At 70.2% G+C, this 19,275-nt stretch carries 20 protein-coding genes; 12 read left to right on the top strand and 8 right to left on the bottom strand.

The features are described from left to right. Positions 1–49 precede the first annotated feature (49 nt). The 10 genes from C1707_RS14820 to C1707_RS14775 are packed head-to-tail and all read left to right on the top strand — an operon-like array spanning position 50 to position 9,315. Complete coding sequence (locus tag C1707_RS14820; RefSeq protein ID WP_145998320.1) at positions 50–1,132, top strand: hypothetical protein; 1,083 nt, start codon at positions 50–52, stop codon at positions 1,130–1,132. Then, positions 1,129–1,713, top strand: coding sequence for a peptidylprolyl isomerase (locus C1707_RS14815; protein WP_101712079.1), 585 nt, complete (start codon positions 1,129–1,131; stop codon positions 1,711–1,713). The genes C1707_RS14820 and C1707_RS14815 overlap by 4 nt, the downstream gene beginning before the upstream one ends. Then, complete coding sequence (locus tag C1707_RS14810; protein WP_101712078.1) at positions 1,706–3,502, top strand: OmpA family protein; 1,797 nt, start codon at positions 1,706–1,708, stop codon at positions 3,500–3,502. The genes C1707_RS14815 and C1707_RS14810 overlap by 8 nt, the downstream gene beginning before the upstream one ends. Then, positions 3,499–3,987 carry a hypothetical protein gene (locus C1707_RS14805; RefSeq protein WP_205686757.1) on the top strand — a complete coding sequence of 163 codons (489 nt, stop codon included), beginning with the start codon at positions 3,499–3,501 and terminating at the stop codon, positions 3,985–3,987. Before C1707_RS14810 ends, C1707_RS14805 begins: the two co-directional genes overlap by 4 nt. 12 nt (positions 3,988–3,999) lie before the next feature. Continuing rightward, a complete protein-coding gene (locus tag C1707_RS14800) occupies positions 4,000–4,761 on the top strand; it encodes a hypothetical protein (protein ID WP_205686756.1) in 762 nt (253 codons plus the stop codon). 21 nt (positions 4,762–4,782) lie between these two features. After that, positions 4,783–5,343 carry a hypothetical protein gene (locus C1707_RS14795; protein ID WP_101712076.1) on the top strand — a complete coding sequence of 187 codons (561 nt, stop codon included), beginning with the start codon at positions 4,783–4,785 and terminating at the stop codon, positions 5,341–5,343. Further along, the gene (locus tag C1707_RS14790) at positions 5,340–6,506 is read left to right on the top strand and encodes a hypothetical protein (protein WP_101712075.1); all 1,167 of its coding nucleotides are present in this window, start codon (positions 5,340–5,342) and stop codon (positions 6,504–6,506) included. Before C1707_RS14795 ends, C1707_RS14790 begins: the two co-directional genes overlap by 4 nt. Further along, positions 6,506–7,159, top strand: coding sequence for a hypothetical protein (locus tag C1707_RS14785; protein ID WP_101712074.1), 654 nt, complete (start codon positions 6,506–6,508; stop codon positions 7,157–7,159). The genes C1707_RS14790 and C1707_RS14785 overlap by 1 nt, the downstream gene beginning before the upstream one ends. Next, positions 7,156–8,670 carry a PASTA domain-containing protein gene (locus C1707_RS14780; protein WP_101712073.1) on the top strand — a complete coding sequence of 505 codons (1,515 nt, stop codon included), beginning with the start codon at positions 7,156–7,158 and terminating at the stop codon, positions 8,668–8,670. The genes C1707_RS14785 and C1707_RS14780 overlap by 4 nt, the downstream gene beginning before the upstream one ends. Positions 8,671–8,673: 3 nt before the next feature. Beyond that, positions 8,674–9,315 (top strand): hypothetical protein, encoded by a 642-nt coding sequence (locus C1707_RS14775; RefSeq protein ID WP_101712072.1) that lies wholly within the window; start codon positions 8,674–8,676, stop codon positions 9,313–9,315. Between the two features lie 342 nt (positions 9,316–9,657). Here C1707_RS14775 and C1707_RS14770 read toward each other — a convergent pair whose 3' ends face one another. The 3 genes from C1707_RS14770 to gpmA form a co-directional block, all read right to left on the bottom strand. Beyond that, on the bottom strand, positions 9,658–10,920 hold the full coding sequence (locus C1707_RS14770) for a pentapeptide repeat-containing protein (RefSeq protein ID WP_101712071.1): 1,263 nt from the start codon (positions 10,918–10,920) through the stop codon (positions 9,658–9,660). Between the two features lie 107 nt (positions 10,921–11,027). Further along, a complete protein-coding gene (locus tag C1707_RS14765; protein WP_101712070.1) occupies positions 11,028–12,287 on the bottom strand; it encodes a pentapeptide repeat-containing protein in 1,260 nt (419 codons plus the stop codon). A gap of 164 nt (positions 12,288–12,451) precedes the next feature. Then, the gene (gene gpmA, locus C1707_RS14760) at positions 12,452–13,165 is read right to left on the bottom strand and encodes a 2,3-diphosphoglycerate-dependent phosphoglycerate mutase (RefSeq protein WP_101712069.1); all 714 of its coding nucleotides are present in this window, start codon (positions 13,163–13,165) and stop codon (positions 12,452–12,454) included. A gap of 99 nt (positions 13,166–13,264) precedes the next feature. Between gpmA and C1707_RS14755 the strand changes: the two genes are divergently transcribed. Further along, positions 13,265–13,510: a hypothetical protein gene (locus tag C1707_RS14755; RefSeq protein WP_101712068.1), complete on the top strand. Its 246-nt coding sequence runs from the start codon at positions 13,265–13,267 to the stop codon at positions 13,508–13,510. Between the two features lie 37 nt (positions 13,511–13,547). Continuing rightward, a complete protein-coding gene (locus C1707_RS14750) occupies positions 13,548–15,044 on the top strand; it encodes a phosphomannomutase/phosphoglucomutase (protein ID WP_101712067.1) in 1,497 nt (498 codons plus the stop codon). Positions 15,045–15,120: 76 nt separating this feature from the next. Here C1707_RS14750 and C1707_RS14745 read toward each other — a convergent pair whose 3' ends face one another. From C1707_RS14745 to C1707_RS14725, 5 genes are all read right to left on the bottom strand, one after another. Beyond that, entirely contained in the window at positions 15,121–16,101 is a 981-nt protein-coding gene (locus C1707_RS14745; RefSeq protein WP_145998318.1) for a hypothetical protein, read from the bottom strand. Between the two features lie 68 nt (positions 16,102–16,169). After that, entirely contained in the window at positions 16,170–16,553 is a 384-nt protein-coding gene (locus C1707_RS14740) for a response regulator (protein ID WP_101712065.1), read from the bottom strand. 105 nt (positions 16,554–16,658) lie between these two features. Further along, positions 16,659–17,303, bottom strand: a complete 645-nt coding sequence (upp, locus tag C1707_RS14735; RefSeq protein WP_101712064.1) for a uracil phosphoribosyltransferase — start codon at positions 17,301–17,303, stop codon at positions 16,659–16,661. A 463-nt stretch (positions 17,304–17,766) separates the two neighbouring features. Continuing rightward, complete coding sequence (gene wrbA, locus C1707_RS14730; protein ID WP_101712063.1) at positions 17,767–18,366, bottom strand: NAD(P)H:quinone oxidoreductase; 600 nt, start codon at positions 18,364–18,366, stop codon at positions 17,767–17,769. A 91-nt stretch (positions 18,367–18,457) separates the two neighbouring features. Then, positions 18,458–19,156, bottom strand: coding sequence for a pirin family protein (locus C1707_RS14725; protein WP_101712062.1), 699 nt, complete (start codon positions 19,154–19,156; stop codon positions 18,458–18,460). Positions 19,157–19,275 lie beyond the last annotated feature (119 nt).

Raw genomic sequence — 19,275 nt, 5'->3', positions numbered from 1 at the left:
AACTAGAGCGTGGATCGCCCGGTCGAAACCAGCCTTGAGGGAGGTGTTGGTGCTCGAGTCGTCGGTGTTCCCCAGCGTAGCGTACCCAAGCGTCGAACCTGAGGCCGCCGACCTGCTGATCACCAGCATCGGACATGCTTCCCCCCGCGCGGCCTCGGTGCTCAGCCAGGCCCTGGAACTGCCGGTCGAAACGGTGGTCGACGCCCTCTATCGCGCTCCCGCGCGGCTGCTGGCCAATCTGCCGGCGGCCGACGCCGCCCGTCTGGCCGCGCTGATCGGAACCCTCGGCGTCGAGGCGTCGGTGACGCCGGCCGGCGGGCCCGTCGCTCGCGCCCCGGCCATGGACCTGGCCGCCGAACTGCTCGACCTCGACGCCGCCGACGCCGTCGCCGCCACGCTCGGGCGCTTCCTGGGCATGGATCCGGCGGCCGCCCTCGATCTTCTGCTGACCCCGCCCGGGGTGATCCTGGGCGCCGTCACCGAGGCGACCGTGCGCGCTCTGGAGACGTCCCTGCCGGCCGGCGCCGTGCGGCTGACCGCCAGCCGGCCGGACCAGGCCCGCTTCGCCCTGTTCGCCAGCGATCTGTCGCACCAGCAGGTGAACGTCCTGCGCCAGAGGCTGCCGGCCGGCGCGGACCTGTCGCCCGGCGGCTCGGCCACGGTCTTCGATCTGGACCGGAGCGAGGCCGACGCGCTGTGGCGGCGCCTCAAGGCCCCCGAACAGGTGCGGATCGTCGACCAGGCCTTCCTGCGCTTTTCCCTGGAGCTCGTCGCCGCGCCGCCCGAAGGCGCCGCCGCGCTGGAGGCCCTGGCGGGCGTGCCGGCCGAGGATTTCGACCTGCTGCGCCGGGCCCTGCCCGTGCCCGTCGAGGCCGGCGTCGCCTTCGACGCGCTCGAAAGCCGCTTGGCCGCCTACGCCGAGGCGGGCCTGACGGTACGCGCAGAACTGGAGACTTTCTCGTATCAGGCGCTCGACGTCCTGTCGGCGCCCGCCGCGACGCTGGCGGAGCTGGGCCTGCCCGGCCCCGCGCCGCTGACCACGGGCCTCATGCCCCGTCCCCGCGCGCGGCTGCTGCGCCATCGGCTGGAAGCGGCCGGCGCCGAGGTGCTGTTCTCCGAGGCCCGCGCATGACCGGCGCGCTCGACATCCATCGCCTGCACGCCGGCGTCGCCGAGGCCGGCAAGGTGCTGGCGCTGAAGGGCCGCCACGACCAGGCCATGGCCAAGTATCGCGAAGCCCTGCGACTGGCGCACGGCGTGCGCGCGCCGCAGATCTTCGCCCGCCACTACCTGCACTGCGTGCTGGAGAGCCTCGAGCGCACCGGCGCCCACGAGCAGGCCGCCATCCTGGCCGGCGAGGCCGCCAGCAGCGCCGCGACGGAACTGGGCGACGGAACGCCCAGCGACTTCCAGCGCCGGGACCGCGCCTGCCTGCTGGAACGCAAGGGCGTCAACGAACTCAAGGCCGGCGACGTGGCCGCCGCCCGCGAAAGCCTGACGGCCGCCGTCGCCCTCGACGAGGCCCTGCCCCTTTCCCGCAGCCTCCTGACCTGGACCGCCCGCGGCCTCGGCGTTCCCGCCGGCCGGCTGTCCGAAGCCCAGCGCGTGCACGGCTACTGGACCGTGCGCGCCGACACCGTCGACAGCGCACGCGCCTGTGAATCCCCAGTGGGACCCAAGGAGCCGCGGATCAAGGAGCCGATGAATGGCTGACGAGAACCCCATCGAGAAGATGACGCCCGGCCAGATCCTGGCCGACGCCAGCGTCGCCGAGTTCATCAAGGCCATGGGCCTGTCGATCGCCGACGCCCAGAAGGCGCTCGACCTCAACAGCCTGGCCCAGGTCGGCGAGTACGTCGAGCCGCGTCCCGGCCTCGGCGGCAAGAGCCTGCTGCAGCTGGGGCTGTCGCCGCCGTTCTATCACTACCAGCACGCCGACCTGTCGGTCTCGATGCAGCTGACCATGAAGGTCGGCGAGGCCAGCGCCTTCGGCATCGGCGGCAAGCTGGACTTCGGCTTCGGACAGGGCGGCCCGCAGGCCCCCGCCAACGCCCGCGAGGCCCAGGTGACGCTGAAGAGCCTGCCCGCCAGCGTCACCGTCGACGGGACCAAGACCGACGCGACCGGCGCCGACGTCGAGGCCGCCGCCGAGGATCTGGCCAAGAAGCTGGGCACGCCCACGGGCAAGTTTGAACGCGCCTACGTCAGCGCCAAGCGCACCAAGGTGCCGTTCAAGCTCGAGCCCGACACCGCCAAAAACCCGATCAAGACCGACACCAGCGTGGCGTTCTACGCCGCCTCCGAGGCCAGCCTGGGCGTCATCCGCATCGTCGAGACCCCGACCAACAACACCAGCGAAGAGTTCGTGCTGGCCGCGGGCAAGAGCACCAAGGTCGACGCCAAGGCCAACAATCTGCTCTACGCCCGCGCCGTCGCCAGCCAGATCAACACGCTGGGCGGCTTCAAGGCCAAGCTGCTGCGCGACCCTGTGGGGTCCGACCTTCCGGTCGGCGGCGGCACGCTGGGGCTGGCGCTGTTCGACAGCGGCAAGTCCGACCTGAAGCAGGCCGCCATCGAGGAACTGACCCTGGTGGCCCGCGCCCTGAAGGCCAACGGGGCCACCGTCGACGTCGTCGGCTTCACCGACCGCGTCGACACCGATCCCTACAATCAGAAGCTGGGCCTGGACCGCGCCAACAAGGTGGCCGAGTTCCTGCGCGACAACGGCGTCGCGCCCGGCCAGATCCGCAAGGTGGAAAGCCGCGGCGAGGCCAGCTGGAAGGCCCAGGGCGCGGTCGACAACGTGGCCAACCAGCAGTTCCGCCGGGCCGAGGTGCTGCTGGCCGACTCCAACGACCTGCTGGTCGTGGTCGAGTCCGCCGGCACGCAGCTGCAGGCCACGCCGACGCCCGACAAGACCAGCTCCGGCGGCGGCAACGGCTTCATCATCGTGCGCCACTTCACGGCGGTTCCGGTGGACGGCACGGCCGTCAAGGTCGGCGCCTCGGAAACCTCGGTCGCCATCAGCGGAACGGCCGCCAGCGACGGCGGGACGACGCTCGACGCCAACTCGCCCCAGGCCTACGCCTTCAACCTGGCGCGTGACGTCAACGCCGGCAGCGCCACACATGGCGTCCGGGCCGTGCGCAAGGGCGGCGTGGTCAGCTTCTCCGACGCCAAGGACGCGGTGATCATCAACCTCGTCACCCTGTCGGCCAACGACATCGCCCTGTCGGCGGCCGACGGAGCCAGCGTCACCAAGGCCCTCGACAAGATCGCCGCCGCCCCGACGGCCAGCGCCGACAAGCCCAAGGTCTCGGTCGCCGTGGGCCTGTCGGTCGACTACCGCACCAGCCGGCAGTTCGAGCAGTCGATCAACGGCAACAGCAGCATCTCGGCCCGCATCGTCGCCGTGCCCGCGCCCGTCGAGTTCCTCGACGAGATCAAGACCTTCCTCGCGCAGGCCAAAGACTCGACCCCGACGCCGACGCCCACCCCATGAGCGAGACCGCGTCCGTCACCCGGCAGCTGCTTTCCGCGCCGCTGCCGCAGATCATCGAACGGCTGGGCATCGCCATCGCCCAGGCGCAGTCGGCGCTCGACCGCAACAGCATCGAGACGGCCAAGGCCATGGCCGAGGCCGAGGTCGAGCTGGGCGGCGAGACGCACAACCTGATCTCGCTGGGCTTCACGCCGACCTTCTACAGCTTCACCGAGGCGACGGTGGAGGCCAAGCTCTCGTTCAGCATGACCGAGAGCACCGAGTTCGGCGTCTCGGCCGGGGCGACGGTCGGCGTCCAGGCCGGCTTCGTCATGGTCGCCGCCTCGGTCAACGTCAGCTACGCGCGCAAGTTCTCGGTCAGCGCCGAGGGCATGAGCTCGATCGCGGCCCGGCTGGTCAGCCTGCCGCCGCCCGAAAATCTCGAAACCCTGCTTCGCAAGATCAGCGACCCCGCACCCGCGCCGGCGCCCGCGCCGCCCCCCTAGGAAGGACCAGACATGTCGATCGGGAGAGAACTTCTGAACGTCCCCATGGGGGACATGATCCGCCAGATGGCCTTCGCCATCGCCGAGGGCCAGATCAAGCTCGACGCCAACAGCATCGAGGTGGCCGAGATGATGGGCGGCCTGCAGGCCGTCACCGACGACGAGGGCAACACCACCTTCGACGACAGCCGGATCTTCTTCGGCTACGACCTGATGACCCCCTCGGACGCCCTGGCCTACATCGAGGCCGACAACGCGATCTCGGGCGGCGACACGGCCGCGCTGGTCAAGGTGGTCGAGGCCCAGAAGGCCGAGCTCGCCAAGAACAAGGAAGACCCCAAGACGCTCATCCGCGTGCCGACGCGGCTGTCGATGCTGGAACTGGGCTTCTCGCCGACCTTCTACCAGTTCGTCGACACGATCATCGAGGTGAAGATCGCCATCAAGATCACCCGGAGCAGCGAGTCGACCCGCACCTCGCGCAATACCAACCAGGTGACGACCAAGGGCTCGAGCTTCGGCTGGAGCCTGTTCCGCGGCCGCGTCGGAAGCAGCAGTTCCAACCAGGTCTCGACCAGCCAGGTCGACGCCACCTACTCGTCGAAATACAGCTACTCGGCCGAGGGCTCGAGCCTGCTGCGCACCAAGCTGGTGCCGATCCCCCAGCCGGCGATCCTGGAAGAGCGCATCCGTCGCCAGCTCGACGAGGAGGTCGAGCGCCGTCGCCGCCTGCTCGATATCAAGCTGGGCAAGGAAGAGAAGAAAGACGACTAACCCCCGGACGGAGGACGCGCCATGAGCGTGGGCACAGAACTGCTCGCCGTCCCCTTCCCGGAGATGGTGCAGCGCCTGGGCGTGGGCATCGCCACCGCCCAGCTCCAACTCGACCTGGTTTCGCTCCGCATCGCGCGGATGATGGCCGGCTACGACGAAGACGCCGACGAGGAGCAGGAGGGCGAAGGGGCCAAGTCGAAGAGCTATCTCGTCAAGTTCGGCGACGGCCAGGAGTACAGCCTGTTGGAGCTCGGCTTCACGCCGACCTTCTACCAGTTCGTCGACACCGTCATCGAGCTGAAGATGTCGATCTCGTTCAAGTCGGAGACCGAGATCAAGCGCAGCAGCAGCGCCACGACGGTCAAGGCCGGCGGCTTCTGGACGCCGTTCGGCGGCGGCGGCGCGGTCAGCGCCAGCAGCGTCAGCGCCAGCTATGCGGCCAAGTATCAGTACAGCGCCGAGGGCTCGAGCCTGATGCGCACGAAGGTGGTGCCGATCCCGCCGCCGGCGCTGTTCGAAGAGCGTGTCCGCGCCCTGATCGAGCAGCGACGCGCGCCGCCCAAGGAACCCGACAACGGATGAGCGATCCGCCCTGGAAGGACGCGCTGCGTCGCGCCAAGGCGCCGACGCCGACGCCGGCCCGCGCGGCCCCCGCCCCGTCCGTCGGCCCGCCGGCGGGCGCCGATCCGGCCGCCCTGTCGCCGAACCTGGCGCGGCTGATGGCCGAACGACAGGCGCTGGAAAGCCAGATGGCCCGGCTGACCGGTCACGGCGCGCTGGGCGATCCGCGCTACGCCGTGACGCCGCTGAACCAGCGCCGCGCCGAGCTGGACCGCTGGGGCGCGGCCCGCGACGCCGCCCGGGTCGCGGCCGGGCCGAGGCCGGACCCGCATCCGCCCGCCCTGCCGCCGGCTCTGCGCGGCACGGCCGCCGACGCCCTGCGGACGACGCCGGGCGAAGGCCTGCGCGCCACGCCGGGCGAGCAGGTGCGCCCCACGCCCGGCGGCCTGACGCCCGACCTGCGCCGCTTCAGTCCGACCGAGGTGTTCGAGCGCCCCGCGCCCTCCTCCCGCCAGGCGCCCTGGGAGCGGCCGCCCGCCTCCCCGCGCGAGGCGCCGTGGGACCGCCCCGCCGTCTCGCCGCGTGACGCCCCCTGGGAACGTCCGGCCGCCTCGCCTCGGGAAACGCCATGGGAGCGCCCGGCCGCCGCACCGCGCGAAGCGCCGTGGGAGCGTCTGGCCGCCCGGCGCGAGGCCGAGCCGCTGGCCGAACCCTCGCGCCGGCTGTCGTCCCTGGCCGACGCCGGACGCGGCCTGCGCGACGCCGGCCGGGCCCTGCGCGATCCGGCCGAGCGCCCCCGCGCGGCGACCGCCACCGATCCCCTCGACCGCCGCCTGGCCAAGGCCCGCGACATGGTCAGCCGGGGCCGCAAGGCCTACGCCGCCGCGGAACGCGCGCTGGACAGCGCCCGCGACGCCATTCCGTCCGACTGGGTCGAGCGGGCCCGCGAGCGCATCCCGGGCCTGGGGCGCGCCGATCCGTACGTGCGCGAGACAGCCCGCAAGCTGTCGTCCCATGTCGGCGAGATCGCCGATTTCGCCGAAAAGGCCGATCGCCTGCGCGAGATGGCCAGCGACGTGCGCGAGCTGAAGGAGGCCGACGAGGCCCGCGACGACGCCCGTCGCGACCGCGCCCTGGAGCGGCTGAAGGCCAAGCGCTCCGAAGAGTCCGAGGGAGACGCCTGATGCCGGCCGAAAGCCGCTTCGTCGGCAATTCGATCGAGGAATTGCTGGTGGCCCTCGCCGAGGGGGTGCGCGAGGCCCAGCTGGCGCTGAACAGCGGCCCCAAGGTCGACGCCAGCGGCGCGCCGATCGGCGGCTACCAGCTGCCGTTCCTCGACTTTTCGATCAAGGTCGACATGCAGACCAGGGCCGACAGCGGCGGCCGCCCGATCGCCCTGCTGTTCACCGCCAAGGACCAGAATAGCACCAACCAGCAGGTCAGCAGCACGATCAGCGGACGGCTGGTGGCCACCCCGCCCGGCGAGGGCCTGCCCACCCCGCGCATCGCCGTCTCCGGAGGCGGCAACATCGGCGGCCTGGCGCACCTGTCTGTCGCGGTGACCAACAGCGCCGGCGAGGTCCTGGCCGACCAGCCCGTCGAGCTGAACATCGACGACGCCGCCAGCGCCACGCTGTCGGCGGCGCGCGGCGTGGCCAACTTCGTGCGTCAGCCCGGCACCCGGCTGCAGCAGGCCCTGCTGCGCACCGGCCCCGACGGCCGGGCCCTGGCGACCCTGTCGATCGGCAAGGAGCCGGCCCGCGCCGTGATCGTGGTCGTCGCCTCGATCGGCGCGTACAGCGGCCGGGGCGTGGTCGGACTGGAGGAAGTGGGATGAGCACCGCCTTCTCCTGGACCGCGCGGCTGACCGACGCCGACGGGAACGCCGCGTCGGGCGCGTCGCTGGACGTCCAGCTGTTCGACCTCAAGACCGGCGCCTGGGCCAGCGCGTCGGCCGCCAGGACCGACGCCACGGGCACGGCCAAAGGCGCGGGAAGCATCGCCGACGACACCCTGCCCTTCGCGCCCGCCTTCCGGCTGGTCGAGGGCGCGGGCGTGATATCGGCCGCGCCGGAGTTCACCCGCAACGCCCGCACCGGGGCCCTGACCATCGATTTCGGCCAGGTCCGCCGCCTGGCGCCCGCCGAGACGGCGATCGCCCGCACGCTGTCGGCCCGCACCCTGCGGACCGCGACGCCGATCGGCGGGGTCGTGGCCACCGACGCCCCCATCGCCGCCGCTCCGACAGTCGACGCCGCCGCCATCCGGGCCCAGGCGGTCGACGACACGACCAAGACCTTCAACGCCCGCCTGGCCAAGAGCGACCAGGATCTCGCGGCTCGCGACACCCAGATCGCCGCCCAGACCAAGCAACTGGCCGAACGCGACGCCCAGATCACGGCGGTTCGCGCCAAGAGCGACCAGGATCTGGCCGCCCGCGACACCCAGATCGCGGCCCAGGCCAAGCAGCTGTCCGAGCGCGACGCGCAGATCACGGCCGTCCGCGCCAAGAGCGACCAGGATCTGGCCGCCCGCGACACCCAGATCGCGGCCCAGGCCAAGCAGCTGTCCGAGCGCGACGCGCAGATCGCCGCCGCTCGGGCGGAGAAGGCCAAGGCCGCAGACGAGACCAAGGCCCTCAACGCCCGGCTCGCGCAGCGCGACCAGGAACTGGCGGCTCGCGACGCCCAGCTGGCCGATCGCGGCCGGGCCGCGGCCGAACAGGAGACCGAGATCTCCAGCCTGCGCGCCACCCTTGCGGCCAAGGACGTCGAGCTCGAGGACATCAAGGCCAACCCGACCATCGGGACCACGACCGGGACGACCACGGGCACGACCACGGGCGCCATCGGCGGGACGACCGGAACGATCAATCCGGCCGTCGCCGCGACGCGGACTGTGGCCGTCAACGACCTGGCCACGACCATGGCTATCCAGCTCGACAAGGCCCAGACTACGCTGAAGCCGACGGGCTTCTCGCTGGGTGCGATCCAGATCAGCGCCAAGGGCGTGCTGCGCGACGAGGGCAGGCTGGAACTTCCCGACACCGATACCCTGAAGGGCCTGCCGGCGGACTCGCTCAGCGACCTGAAGATGCAGTTCATCCCCGAGAAGGTCCCGACCGGCGACGACGGACCGCGCGTGCCCGACGTGCTGCAGCTGACCGAAAGCGCGGTGCGCCGGGTGCTGACCTCGGTGGGCCTGGTGCTGGAGGCCAGCACCGGTCCGCGCGGCCTGAACCCCGCCGTCGCCCCCGGCCAGGCCATGGTGCAGTCGCCCGGCGCCGGAACCATCATCGCCCGCGGCGCGCGGGTGATGGTCATCTTCGCCGACGAACAGGGAGCCTGACCGATGTCCCAGGACGCCTCCGACCTGCTGAGCGAAAGCCTGGCCACGCCGCTGGGCGAGGTGATCGCCGCCGTCGGCCGGGGGGTGGCCGAGGCCCAGGCCGCCCTCGACCACGCCTCGCTGGCCGCCACCCTGGCGATGTACGAGACCGACGGCGACGAGGGCCTGGAGGTCCTGCGGTCGATCGGCTACCAGCCCACCTTCTACGTCCTGCCCGAGACCACCTGCGAGGTGCAGGTCTCGATGCACATCGGCGGCACTGGCGGCGCCGACGGCAGCGCCGGCACCAGCGGCCAGCCCGCGGCGATCGGCAAGGCCCGCACCTATGTCACCCCGGTCGACGCGGCCTTCCAGCAGCGCTACGCCTTCCAGGCCAGCGGCGCGGCCAAGCTGACCTTCAAGATCGTGCCGGTGCCCCCGCCCGCCGCCCTCGACGACGCCGCGCCCATGCCCGAGGTGCGCGGACTGACGGGCGCGCAGGCCGCAGCGGCGATGGCGGCCCGGGGCCTCACCGCCGCCTTCGTCGACGCCGGGGGCCAGGCCGTGACCGCCGACAAGGCCGCCGAGCTGACCGTCGCCTCGCAGGACGCCCCGCCCCGGGCGCTGGTGCGGGCGACGGGACCGGTGACGCTGGGACTGAAGTAGGCGCGGCCCTGCGCCCCGTCCTTCAAGACGCTCACCCTGGAGGGGGAACTTCCGGCAAAGCCGGCTAAGGGGACTCGATCTCGCCCAACCCCAACCTCCGCCCAATCCTCGCTTTTCGCGGGGATTTTACGGAGTGGAGGAGGCCGGTATCCAAGCCTGACCAAACTCCGCCTTCCTCGCCCTTGTGGCGAGGACCCATGGTTCGGCTGCTCAGATTTTTCGAGCTGCGCCCAGGTCTGAGCGGGGGCCGGCATGGACCCTCGCCACAAGGGCGAGGGAAACATTGATCGTGGATGGCGGAAAAAGCCTAGGTCCCCGCTTTCGCGAAAATCCTACGCCGCCTTACGCCGGCGCGAAATCCAGGCCCTGGGCCTGGCCGACGTCGCAGTCGCGGAAGCTGGCCTTGGCGATGCGGGCGCCGGTGAAGTCGGCGCCGCGCAGGTCGGCGCCGTCGAAGACGGTTTCGGAAAGGTCGGCGGTCTGCAGCATGGCGTAGCGCAGGCGGGCGGCGGCGAGATTGCCGAGCGTCTTGCGTTCGGGGCCCAGCGGCAGCGGCGACAGGAAAGCCTGGCGCAGGTCGGCCTTGGTCAGGTTGGCGCCGGTCAGCTTGGCGCCGCGCAGGTCGGCGCCGCGCAGATTGGCCGCGCGCAGGTCGGCGTTCTGCAGGTTGGCGCCCTGCAGTTGCGCGCCGGACAGGTCCATGCCGACGAAGCAGGCGCCCTTGGCGCTCATGGCCGTCAGGCGCAGCCCCTTCAGGCGATCGCCGATCGGGCGCAGGTCCTCGCCGTCGAGGCGGGCGCACGCGCCTTCCTTGCCGCCGGTCTGGCACCATTGCTGGTTGCCCAGGCATCGGGCGTAAAGCTCGCGAGCCTTGTTCACCGCCTCGGGCGTCGAGGTGGTCAGGGCGCCGGTCATGTGCGCGCCGTTGACGCGCGCGGTCGAGGTGTCGACCCCCGACATCACCGCGCCCTGCAGGTTGGCCCCCTCGAGATTGGCGCCCTTGACGTCGGCGTTGTCGAGGATGGCCCCGACCAGGTTGGCTTCCTTCAGGTTGGCGCCCGACAGCTTGGCCCCGCGCAGCGAACAGTCGGAGAAATCGGCCTTGAAGGCCGAAACGCCGGTGAACTGCGAGCCGTCCAGGGTGGCGCCCGAGAAGTTGACCTCGTCGACCTCGCCGTTGCGGGTCTCGTGCTTGACCGTGTCCAGGCCCTTGCGCGGGTGCGGAATGGCGATCTGGCCCTCGCGGAAATCGGCCTGGGTCAGGTCGGCCTGCGAGAGGTTGGCCCCGCGCAGGCAGGCCCCGCGCAGGTCGGCGCGCTGCAGGCTGGCCTGGCGCAGGTCGGCCTTGCGCAGGTCGCAGCCGAACAGGCTGGCGCGATCCAGCTTGGCGCGCACCATGCGGCAGCCGTCGAGGATCGAGGCGGACAGGTCGGCGTCGGTCAGGTTGCGGAACGACAGGTCCAGTCCCGACAGGTTCATGAACCGCAGCGAGGCGCGCTTGCCGCCCTGCTTGCCGGTCACGAACTTCTCGTGGGCCGTGACGATCATGTCGAGCTCGGCCTGACTGAGCTTGCGGCGTCCCGCGATGCTCTGTGCGGCGTTCATTGCGGGACCCCCTCCCGTCTTACTGGAAAATCACTAGCGGACAATCGGATAACAGGAATCGACGAGCGAACGGTTAAGGTCGCCGCATACTTCTCAATTTGGGTAGATCAGATGAGGTCTTCGAGGCCCCGGGCGCCCAGCCGGATCGTTCCGGTGATGTCGACGTCCTTGAGGTTGGCGTTGGTGAAGTTGGCCCTCGACAGATCCGCCCCCGCCAGGCACGCGCCGCGCAGGTCGGCCCGGGCCAGGTCGGCGTTGGTCAGCAGCACGCCGGTCAGGTCGGCCGGCAGCAGCCGCTCCTTGCCGATCAGCAGCGGGCCCAGCTGGGCATCGCGCAGGTCCGAACCGGACAGCTTGGCGCCCTTCAGGCGGGCTCCCCGCAGGTCGGCCCGGCGCAGGTTGCAGGCCCGCAGGTCGGCGCCCTCCAGCTGCGCGCCCTGCATCTGCACGCCTTCCATGTCGAGACCGTAGAACACCGCGCCCTTGGCCGACAGGGCCGTCAGGTTGAAGCCGCGGATGCTCTTCAGATTGCGCAGGTCGGCCTTGTCGAACACCGACGGCTTGCCCTCTGACCCGCCGGTCTCGCACCAGCGGGCGTGGTCGGCGATCATCTGCTCGTAGGGCATGTCCGAGACGTCGACGCCCGAGGCCTTGTCGGTCAGCGCCCCTTCCATGCTGGCCCCGGTGACGTTCCAGGACATGGTCTTGACCCCGACCAGCACGGTGTTGCGCAGGTCGGCGCCGGCGAGGTTGGCGCCCGAGAGATCGGCGCCGGCCATGTTGGCGCCGTTGAAGTTGGCCTGCTTGAGGTTGGCGCGGACCAGCTTGGCGTCCTTGAGGATGGCGTCGCTGAAGTCGGCCTTGGTGGCGACGATGCCCGACAGCCGCGAGCGCTCCAGGTTAGCCCCCGACAGGTTGGCGCCCATGGCGTAGGCCTCGCGCTGCACCGGCTCGATGATGCGGTAGCCCTTCTCGCGGTCGGCGGCGGCGATCTGGCCTTCGCGCAGGTCGGCCTCGAACATGTCGGCGCCGGTCAGGTTGGCGCCGCGCAGGCTGGAGCCGCGCAGGTCGGCGCGGCGCAGCGAGGAATCGGTCAGGTCCGCGCCCTGCATGTCGGCGCCGTAGAGGTTGGCGTTGTCGAGCTTGCAACGGCGCAGGTCCGCGCCCACCAGCAGCGCGCCGGTGAAGTCGGCGTCGCACAGATTGCGCCCGGCGAGCACCAGGCCGGAAAGGTCGCAGAAGGCGAAGACCGCGCGCGCGCCGCCGAGCCTAGCCGACCACAGGCGGTCGTGCTTGGCGCAGATCACGTCGACTTCTTGTTGCGTCAGGCGCCGGTGTTCCTGGCCCGCCGCTGCCGGGGTGTTCATGCAAGCTCGCGTCGTTTCCCCGAAGGGTAGACGAACTTGATGCGCCACACAGCATTAACGTCGTGTTTCCAGGCACTTCCCGCGCGCAAACACGACCTTGGACGACCTAGGGTTCCTTTCGCCCTCGGACGAAAGGAACCCGGAAGATCTTACCCGGTCAGAAGTCAGCCGACGGTCGGCAGCTTCTCGGCGCGGGCCTCGTCGAGGTAGCGGGCGGCGACCGGCTTGAGGTCGGCGTCCAGCTCGATGGCCAGCGGGTTGCCGGTCGGGATCTCGACCTTGACGATCTGGTCGTCGGGCACGGCGAACAGGTGCTTGACGATGGCGCGCAGCGAGTTGCCGTGGGCGGCGACGAGGATGTTCTCGCCGGCCTTCAGCTTCGGGGCGATGGCCTCTTCCCAGTAGGGCAGCACGCGCACGAGCGTGGTGGCCAGGCTCTCGGTCGACGGCAGGGCCGCGCCCTTGTAGCGGCGGTCGCTGGCGAAGTCGTACTCGCCGCCCGGGGCCAGTTCCGGCGGCGGAACGTCATAGGAGCGGCGCCAGATGGTGACCTGCTCCTCGCCGTGCTTCTCGGCGGTCTCGGCCTTGTTCAGGCCGGTGAGGCCGCCGTAGTGGCGCTCGTTCAGGCGCCAGTCCTTGGTCACCGGCACGAAGCTCTGGCTGGCCGCGTCGAGGGCCAGGTTGCAGGTGCGAATGGCGCGGGTCTGGACCGAGGTGAAGGCCTCGTCGATGTCGAGGCCGGCGGCCTTGATCAGCTCGCCGCCCTTGCGGGCCTGGGCCTCGCCCTCGGCGGTCAGGTCGACGTCGACCCACCCCGTGAAACGGTTCTCGAGGTTCCACTGGCTCTGGCCGTGACGAAGCAGGACGAGGACGGGCATCTGCGCTCCTTGGATTAGGTCATGGCGGGCTAAGGCGCGCGGCGGCCCGCGTCAAGCATCGCCCCTATCCAGCCACGAGGGGCGTGGTATAGGCGGACCATGCCCGATCGCATCTTCATGCCGCTCTGCGCCCTCGTCGCCCTGGCGATGATCGCCTTCTCCATGGTGTGGCCGCAGGGTTACGGCGACCGCTCGCCGGGCCCGTTCGGCTCGACGCCGATCCAGCAGACCCCGGAGATGAAGGCGCTGATCCAGAAGGAAAAGGACGCCGCCCGCCGCAGCGACCAGCGGCGCGCCCAGGAAGCCGCCACCGCGGCGGCCGCGACCGGCGACGCGGCGCAATAGCCGCCGTCGCGCCGATCACGCCTTGAAGCGAGCGCCCATGTTCCCGCCGCCCCGCGCCGACCTGGTTCCCAACACCGCCGCCTACGAGAACGAGCCGCTGGTCAAGGCGACGGGCTTTCGCGAATACGACGCGCGCTGGCTGTTCGGCCCCGAGATCAACCTGCTGGGCGTCCAGGCCCTGGGCCTTGGCCTGGGGACCTACATCCACGAACTGGGCCAGTCGAGGATCGTGGTCGGCCACGACTTCCGCTCCTATTCGGCCTCGATCAAGAATGCGCTGATCCTGGGCCTGATGAGCGCCGGCTGCGAGGTGCACGACATCGGCCTGGCCCTGTCGCCGACCGCCTACTTCGCCCAGTTCGACCTCGACATCCCGTGCGTGGCCATGGTCACCGCCAGCCACAACGAGAACGGCTGGACCGGCGTCAAGATGGGCGCCCAGCGCCCCCTCACCTTCGGCCCCGAAGACATGGACAGGCTGAAGGACATCGTCCTGGGCGCCAAGTTCGTCGAGCGCCTCGGCGGCAAGCTGATCCGCGTGCGTGGCCAGGCCGAACGCTACATCGCCGACGTCGCCCAGCGCGCCAGCATCGCCCGCCCGCTGAAGGTGGTCGCCGCCTGCGGCAACGGCACGGCCGGCGCCTTCGCGGTCGACGCCCTGCGGCGCATGGGCGTGTCCGAGGTGATCGGCATGGACGCCGACCTCGACTACAGCTTCCCGAAGTACAACCCCAACCCCGAAGACCTGGCGATGCTGCACGAGATGGCCAAGGCCGTCCGCGAGCACGGCGCGGACCTGGCCTTCGGCTTCGACGGCGACGGCGACCGCTGCGGCGTGGTGGACGACGAGGGCGAGGAGATCTTCGCCGACAAGATCGGCCTGATGCTGGCCCGCGACCTGGCCCCGCTGCACCCGGGCGCGACCTTCGTGGTCGACGTCAAGTCGACCGGCCTCTTCGCCACCGACCCGATCCTCAAGGCGCACGGCTGCAAGGTCGTCTACTGGAAGACCGGCCACAGCCACATGAAGCGCAAGAGCGCCGAAACCGGCGCCCTGGCCGGCTTCGAGAAGAGCGGCCACTTCTTCATGAACGCGCCGCTGGGCCTGGGCTACGACTGCGGCCTGACCGCCGCCGCCGCCATCCTGGCCATGCTCGACCGCAACCCGGGCAAGAAGCTGTCGGACCTGCGCAAGGCCCTGCCGGTCGCCTTCACCTCGCCGACCATGAGCCCGCACTGCGACGACGAGAAGAAGTACGGCGTCGTCGCCGAGGTGGTGAGGGAATACGAGGACCTGTTCGCGGCCGGCGGCTCGATCCTGGGCCGCAGGATCGTCGAGGTGATCACAGTCAACGGCGTTCGCGCGGGCCTGGAGGACGGCTCGTGGGTGCTGGTCCGCGCCTCGTCGAACAAGCCCGAGGTGGTGGTGGTGGTCGAGAGCACCCGGTCGGAGGACGACATGCGCGCCCTCTTCCGCGAGGAAGTGAAGCCGCGCCTGGCCGCCCGGGTAGGCGCCTACAACCAGGAAATCTGACCAGGCGAACGCGGCGGGCGGACGAAAGGCCAGGGAGCGTCCCCTGGCCTTTCGCGCCGACGATCGGCCGGGTCGGCTAGCGCGCGCCGCGGACCATCTGGGCGCCCAGCGCGATCTGCTCGCGGACCATGACCTGCTGCTTGTCCTCTTCCGCCTTCATGGCGGTCAGATCCTGGGCCAGCGCGGTGCGTTCGCCGCCGGCCTCGATCTTGTCGGCCATGCCGCCGAGAATCTCGACGCTGCGGGCCAGCGAGGCGAAGAGATCGGTCTGGATCTGGTGGGTCTTGGTCAGCGCTTGGGGCGGCGCGCCTTTGAACTCCAGCCGATCGGCCTCGATCTCGGCGTCCAGGCGCTTGCGACCGACGGCGATCGTTTCTTGCGCCGCCGCCTGGGCTTGGCGGACCTTCCCGGCGGTCGAGGATGCGTCGACCTGACCGTAGAGATAGGGCATGGCGGCGGCCACGCCGTCATAGAGATTGGCCTGGGTGAAGGTCATCTCCCGGTCGGACGAGCCGGGCGTCATCAGCGCCGCGCGCGAGCGGGCGTTCAGCGCCTGCCCCTCGATCATCTTGGAAAGGTTCCGAAGCAGCACCACCACGCCCTGGCGGACCGCCGCCTTGTCGCCGGCGCGCGCGGCGTTCACCAGCCGCTGCAGTTCGGTGATCGCCGCCGCCGTGCTGACCGCGAAGCTGGTGGCGTCCTTGGTCGACTTGTCGAGCAGGCGGTCGCCGTCGGTGTCGCCCTTCCAGGCCGGCAGCGCCTGCAGCTTGGCCGCGGCGTCGGCCGCCTGGACCCTCGCCCGCTCCAGGCTTTCGGACAGCGCCCGCATGCCTTCGGCGTCGTCGGGATTCGCCAGCAGCCGGGCATTGATCCCGGCCAGCGACGAAGAGGACTGGTTGACCAGGCCGCTTACCGTCTCCACGCGCGCCATCGCCGCTTCGGCCCTCGCCTCGTCGATGGCCTGCACGGCCGCCGGCCTGGCCAGGGCGACACCCGAGTGCGCGCCGGCCGCCAGCACCATCGCCACGCCCGTCGCCGTCAGAAATTTCCGAAGCACTTAAACGCCCCCGCGCTCTTGAAACCAGGCGCACCTATGGCGTGTCCGGCTTCCGGCTGCAATCGCGCTCAGGCGCCGGCGTTGAGAACTTCGCCGATCTTGTCGACCAGCGCCTTGCCTGTGAAGGGCTTCATCACGTAGCCGGCCGCGCCCAGTTGCAGGGCCTGGACGATGCGGTCCAGGCGCCCCTCCCCGGTCAGCATCAGCACGGGAATGTCCTCGGCGCCCTGGGCCGACTTCAGGCTGCGCAGGGCGTCCAGGCCCGAAAGGCCGGGCATGCGCACGTCGAGCAGGATCAGCGACGGCGGCGCGGCGGCCACCGCCGACAGCAGGTCCTCGACCGTCTCGAACGTCCGCGCGCCATAGCCGCCGCGGCCGAGCTGGATCTCCACCAGCTCGCGCGTCAGGGCGTCGTCGTCGGCGACATAGATCTGAGGCGGCATAACCAGCATGCGAACTCGGAAAAGGTTAACGTCGCTGATTACCGCGCCGGCGGAGTCGCGCAAGTGCGCAAGCGCACATTCGTCCCCGATCCGGGGACAGCGCGCGCCGCCGGATCACCGCGTGCCGAAAGTACGATCGCCCGCGTCGCCCAGGCCAGGAACGATGTAGCCGTGGTCGTTGAGCTGCGGATCCACCGCCGCCGTCCAGATCTCGACGTCCGGGTGGGCCGCTCGCAGGGTCTCCACGCCCGGAACAGAAGCCAGCAGACAGACGAAACGCAGGTCGCGCACGCCGCGCTTCTTCAAGAGATCGATGGCCGCCACGGCGGTGTGGCCGGTGGCCAGCATCGGATCGACGACGATGACCAGGCGGTCGGCGATGTCTTCGGGGGTCTTGAAGTAGTACTCGACCGCTTCCAGCGTCTCGGGATCGCGATAGAGGCCGATGTGGGCCACGCGGGCGGCCGGCACCAGGTCGAGCATGCCCTCGGCCATGCCCAGGCCCGCGCGCAGGATCGGGGCGAACACCAGCTTCTTGCCGGCGATGACCTTGGCCCTGGTCGGCGCGACGGGGGTCTGGATCTCGACCTCGTCCATCGACAGCTGCCGGGTGACCTCGTAGCAGATCAGGGTGGCGGTCTCGCGCATCAGGGCGCGGAAGGTCTTGGTCGAGGTTTCCTTGTCCCGCATCAGGGTCAGCTTGTGCTGCACCAGCGGGTGGTCGACGACGGTGACGCCCGGAAGGGATTGGCTCGGCATGGGCGGCGGTATCCTGGTCTTGAAACGGCTTTCCCGTTCAAGTGCCGCCTTCCGGCCTTCAGGCCAAGCGCTAATCAGCCGCCAAGGCCGACGATCGTCCTGAAGGCCCAGACGGTGCAGGCGATGCAGACCAGCAGCGTCATGAAGTCGGCCATTCCCGACCTCCGCTTCGCTGCTTTGACCTTCTTCGCCACGCCCGCCTCGCTGTCCCCTGCGTACGGACACTTTCACGCATCAGGCTGAACACGACGCTCACAAACGCGGTTAAGGCGCCGTTTTCCAAAAGAAAAGCCGCGCCGCGCTTCCTTGGGGGAGGATGAAGCGCGACGCGGCCACAGCCTTGGCCTTGCCAAGGCTGCTCCTTTCGTTGGGAGCGTGACGGGCGCCGAAACCGCTTACACTTTCGGCTGTCACGCTCCTGGCCGGCCGGACCGTTGGGGGAGGAAATCCAGCCGACGGGTTCTTAGCCGTGCAGCTTGATGGCCGCGGCGGCGATCAGCTCGCCCTGGTGGCGGGCGCCGTCCAGGTCGATCTGGGTCGGCTGACGGCTGCCGTCGCCGCCGGCCACGGTGGTGGCGCCGTAGGGCGCGCCGCCGACGATCTCGTCGTTGCTCATCTGGCCCTGGTGGCTATAGGGCAGGCCGATGATCGTCATGCCGAAGTGCAGCAGGTTGGTGATGATCGAGAACAGCGTGGTTTCCTGGCCGCCGTGCTGGGTGGCGGTCGAGACGAAGGCGCCGCCGACCTTGCCGTTCAGCGCGCCGCGGGCCCACAGGCCGCCGGCCTGGTCGAGGAACGCAGCCATCTGCGAGCTCATGCGGCCAAAGCGGGTGCCGGTGCCGACGATGATGGCGTCGTAGTCGGCCAGCTCGGCGACGGTGGCGATCGGCGCGTCTTGGTCCAGCTTGAAGTGAGCGCCCTTGGCGATCTCTTCCGGCACGGTTTCGGGCACGCGCTTGATGTCGACGGTCGCGCCGGCGCTGCGAGCGCCTTCGGCGACGGCCTTGGCCATGGTCTCGATGTGACCGTACGACGAGTAGTAGAGGACCAGAACCTTGGCCATGAGAGTCTCCTAGAGAAGTCTTCTTTGAGGTTGGGGAGGAAAAGACGCGGCTACGTGAGCCGCGTCTTGAAGGAATGCCGCGACGTTTTTCTTACGCCGCGTCGACCAGAACCAGCTCGGCGTCGGCCAGGGCCTTCACGCGAATGGTGTTCTCGTTGGCGATCGCCGCGCCGTCGCGGGTGTCGAGCTTGACACCGTTGACTTCGACCTGGCCCGTCGAGGGCACGAGGTAGGCGTGGCGGCCGGCGCCCAGCGTGTACTCGGTTTCCTCGCCGGCCTTCAGCGTCGCGCCCAAGACGCGGGCGTCGGTGCGGATCGGCAGGGCGTCGGTGTCGCCTTCGAAGCCGCTGGCCAGGGCCACGAACTTGCCGGAGCGGTCACCCTTGGGGAACGGCTTGGCGCCCCAGGCGGGCGGCTCGCCGCCGCGATCCGGAATGATCCAGATCTGGAAGATCTTGGTCACGCCCGGCTCGAGGTTGTACTCCGAGTGGCGGATGCCGGTGCCGGCGCTCATCACCTGCACGTCGCCCGCTTCGGTGCGGCCCTTGTTGCCCAGGCTGTCCTGGTGGGTGATCGCCCCCTCGCGGACATAGGTGATGATCTCCATGTCGTTGTGCGGGTGCGGCGGGAAGCCGGTGCCGGCGGCGATGGTGTCGTCGTTCCAGACCCGCAGGGCGCCCCAGTGGACGCGCTTGGGATCGTGGTAGCCGGCGAACGAGAAGTGGTGCTTGGCGTCGAGCCAACCGTGATTGGCGCCGCCCAGGCTGTCGAACTTGCGAACTTCGATCATGTCGATCTCCTGGAGTGTCTTGTGTGGCTGGCCGTGTTGGCCTCTCCGTTGACGAGGAAGATGGAGACAGATCGTTTGATCCGAAATAGAAATGGTCGAAAGAAACCATTTCCAAAAAT

The organism is Caulobacter flavus (assembly GCF_003722335.1).
GTDB lineage: Bacteria > Pseudomonadota > Alphaproteobacteria > Caulobacterales > Caulobacteraceae > Caulobacter > Caulobacter flavus.
This window is presented reverse-complemented; position numbering and strand designations above follow the sequence as displayed.

Coding starts and splice junctions, on each gene's coding strand:
- C1707_RS14815 (WP_101712079.1), top strand. CDS start 1,129: ATGACCGGCGCGCTCGACATCCATCGCCTGCACGCCGGCGTCGCCGAG.
- C1707_RS14810 (WP_101712078.1), top strand. CDS start 1,706: ATGGCTGACGAGAACCCCATCGAGAAGATGACGCCCGGCCAGATCCTG.
- C1707_RS14805 (WP_205686757.1), top strand. CDS start 3,499: ATGAGCGAGACCGCGTCCGTCACCCGGCAGCTGCTTTCCGCGCCGCTG.
- C1707_RS14800 (WP_205686756.1), top strand. CDS start 4,000: ATGTCGATCGGGAGAGAACTTCTGAACGTCCCCATGGGGGACATGATC.
- C1707_RS14795 (WP_101712076.1), top strand. CDS start 4,783: ATGAGCGTGGGCACAGAACTGCTCGCCGTCCCCTTCCCGGAGATGGTG.
- C1707_RS14790 (WP_101712075.1), top strand. CDS start 5,340: ATGAGCGATCCGCCCTGGAAGGACGCGCTGCGTCGCGCCAAGGCGCCG.
- C1707_RS14785 (WP_101712074.1), top strand. CDS start 6,506: ATGCCGGCCGAAAGCCGCTTCGTCGGCAATTCGATCGAGGAATTGCTG.
- C1707_RS14780 (WP_101712073.1), top strand. CDS start 7,156: ATGAGCACCGCCTTCTCCTGGACCGCGCGGCTGACCGACGCCGACGGG.
- C1707_RS14775 (WP_101712072.1), top strand. CDS start 8,674: ATGTCCCAGGACGCCTCCGACCTGCTGAGCGAAAGCCTGGCCACGCCG.
- C1707_RS14770 (WP_101712071.1), bottom strand. CDS start 10,920: ATGAACGCCGCACAGAGCATCGCGGGACGCCGCAAGCTCAGTCAGGCC.
- C1707_RS14765 (WP_101712070.1), bottom strand. CDS start 12,287: ATGAACACCCCGGCAGCGGCGGGCCAGGAACACCGGCGCCTGACGCAA.
- gpmA (WP_101712069.1), bottom strand. CDS start 13,165: ATGCCCGTCCTCGTCCTGCTTCGTCACGGCCAGAGCCAGTGGAACCTC.
- C1707_RS14755 (WP_101712068.1), top strand. CDS start 13,265: ATGCCCGATCGCATCTTCATGCCGCTCTGCGCCCTCGTCGCCCTGGCG.
- C1707_RS14750 (WP_101712067.1), top strand. CDS start 13,548: ATGTTCCCGCCGCCCCGCGCCGACCTGGTTCCCAACACCGCCGCCTAC.
- C1707_RS14740 (WP_101712065.1), bottom strand. CDS start 16,553: ATGCTGGTTATGCCGCCTCAGATCTATGTCGCCGACGACGACGCCCTG.
- upp (WP_101712064.1), bottom strand. CDS start 17,303: ATGCCGAGCCAATCCCTTCCGGGCGTCACCGTCGTCGACCACCCGCTG.
- wrbA (WP_101712063.1), bottom strand. CDS start 18,366: ATGGCCAAGGTTCTGGTCCTCTACTACTCGTCGTACGGTCACATCGAG.
- C1707_RS14725 (WP_101712062.1), bottom strand. CDS start 19,156: ATGATCGAAGTTCGCAAGTTCGACAGCCTGGGCGGCGCCAATCACGGT.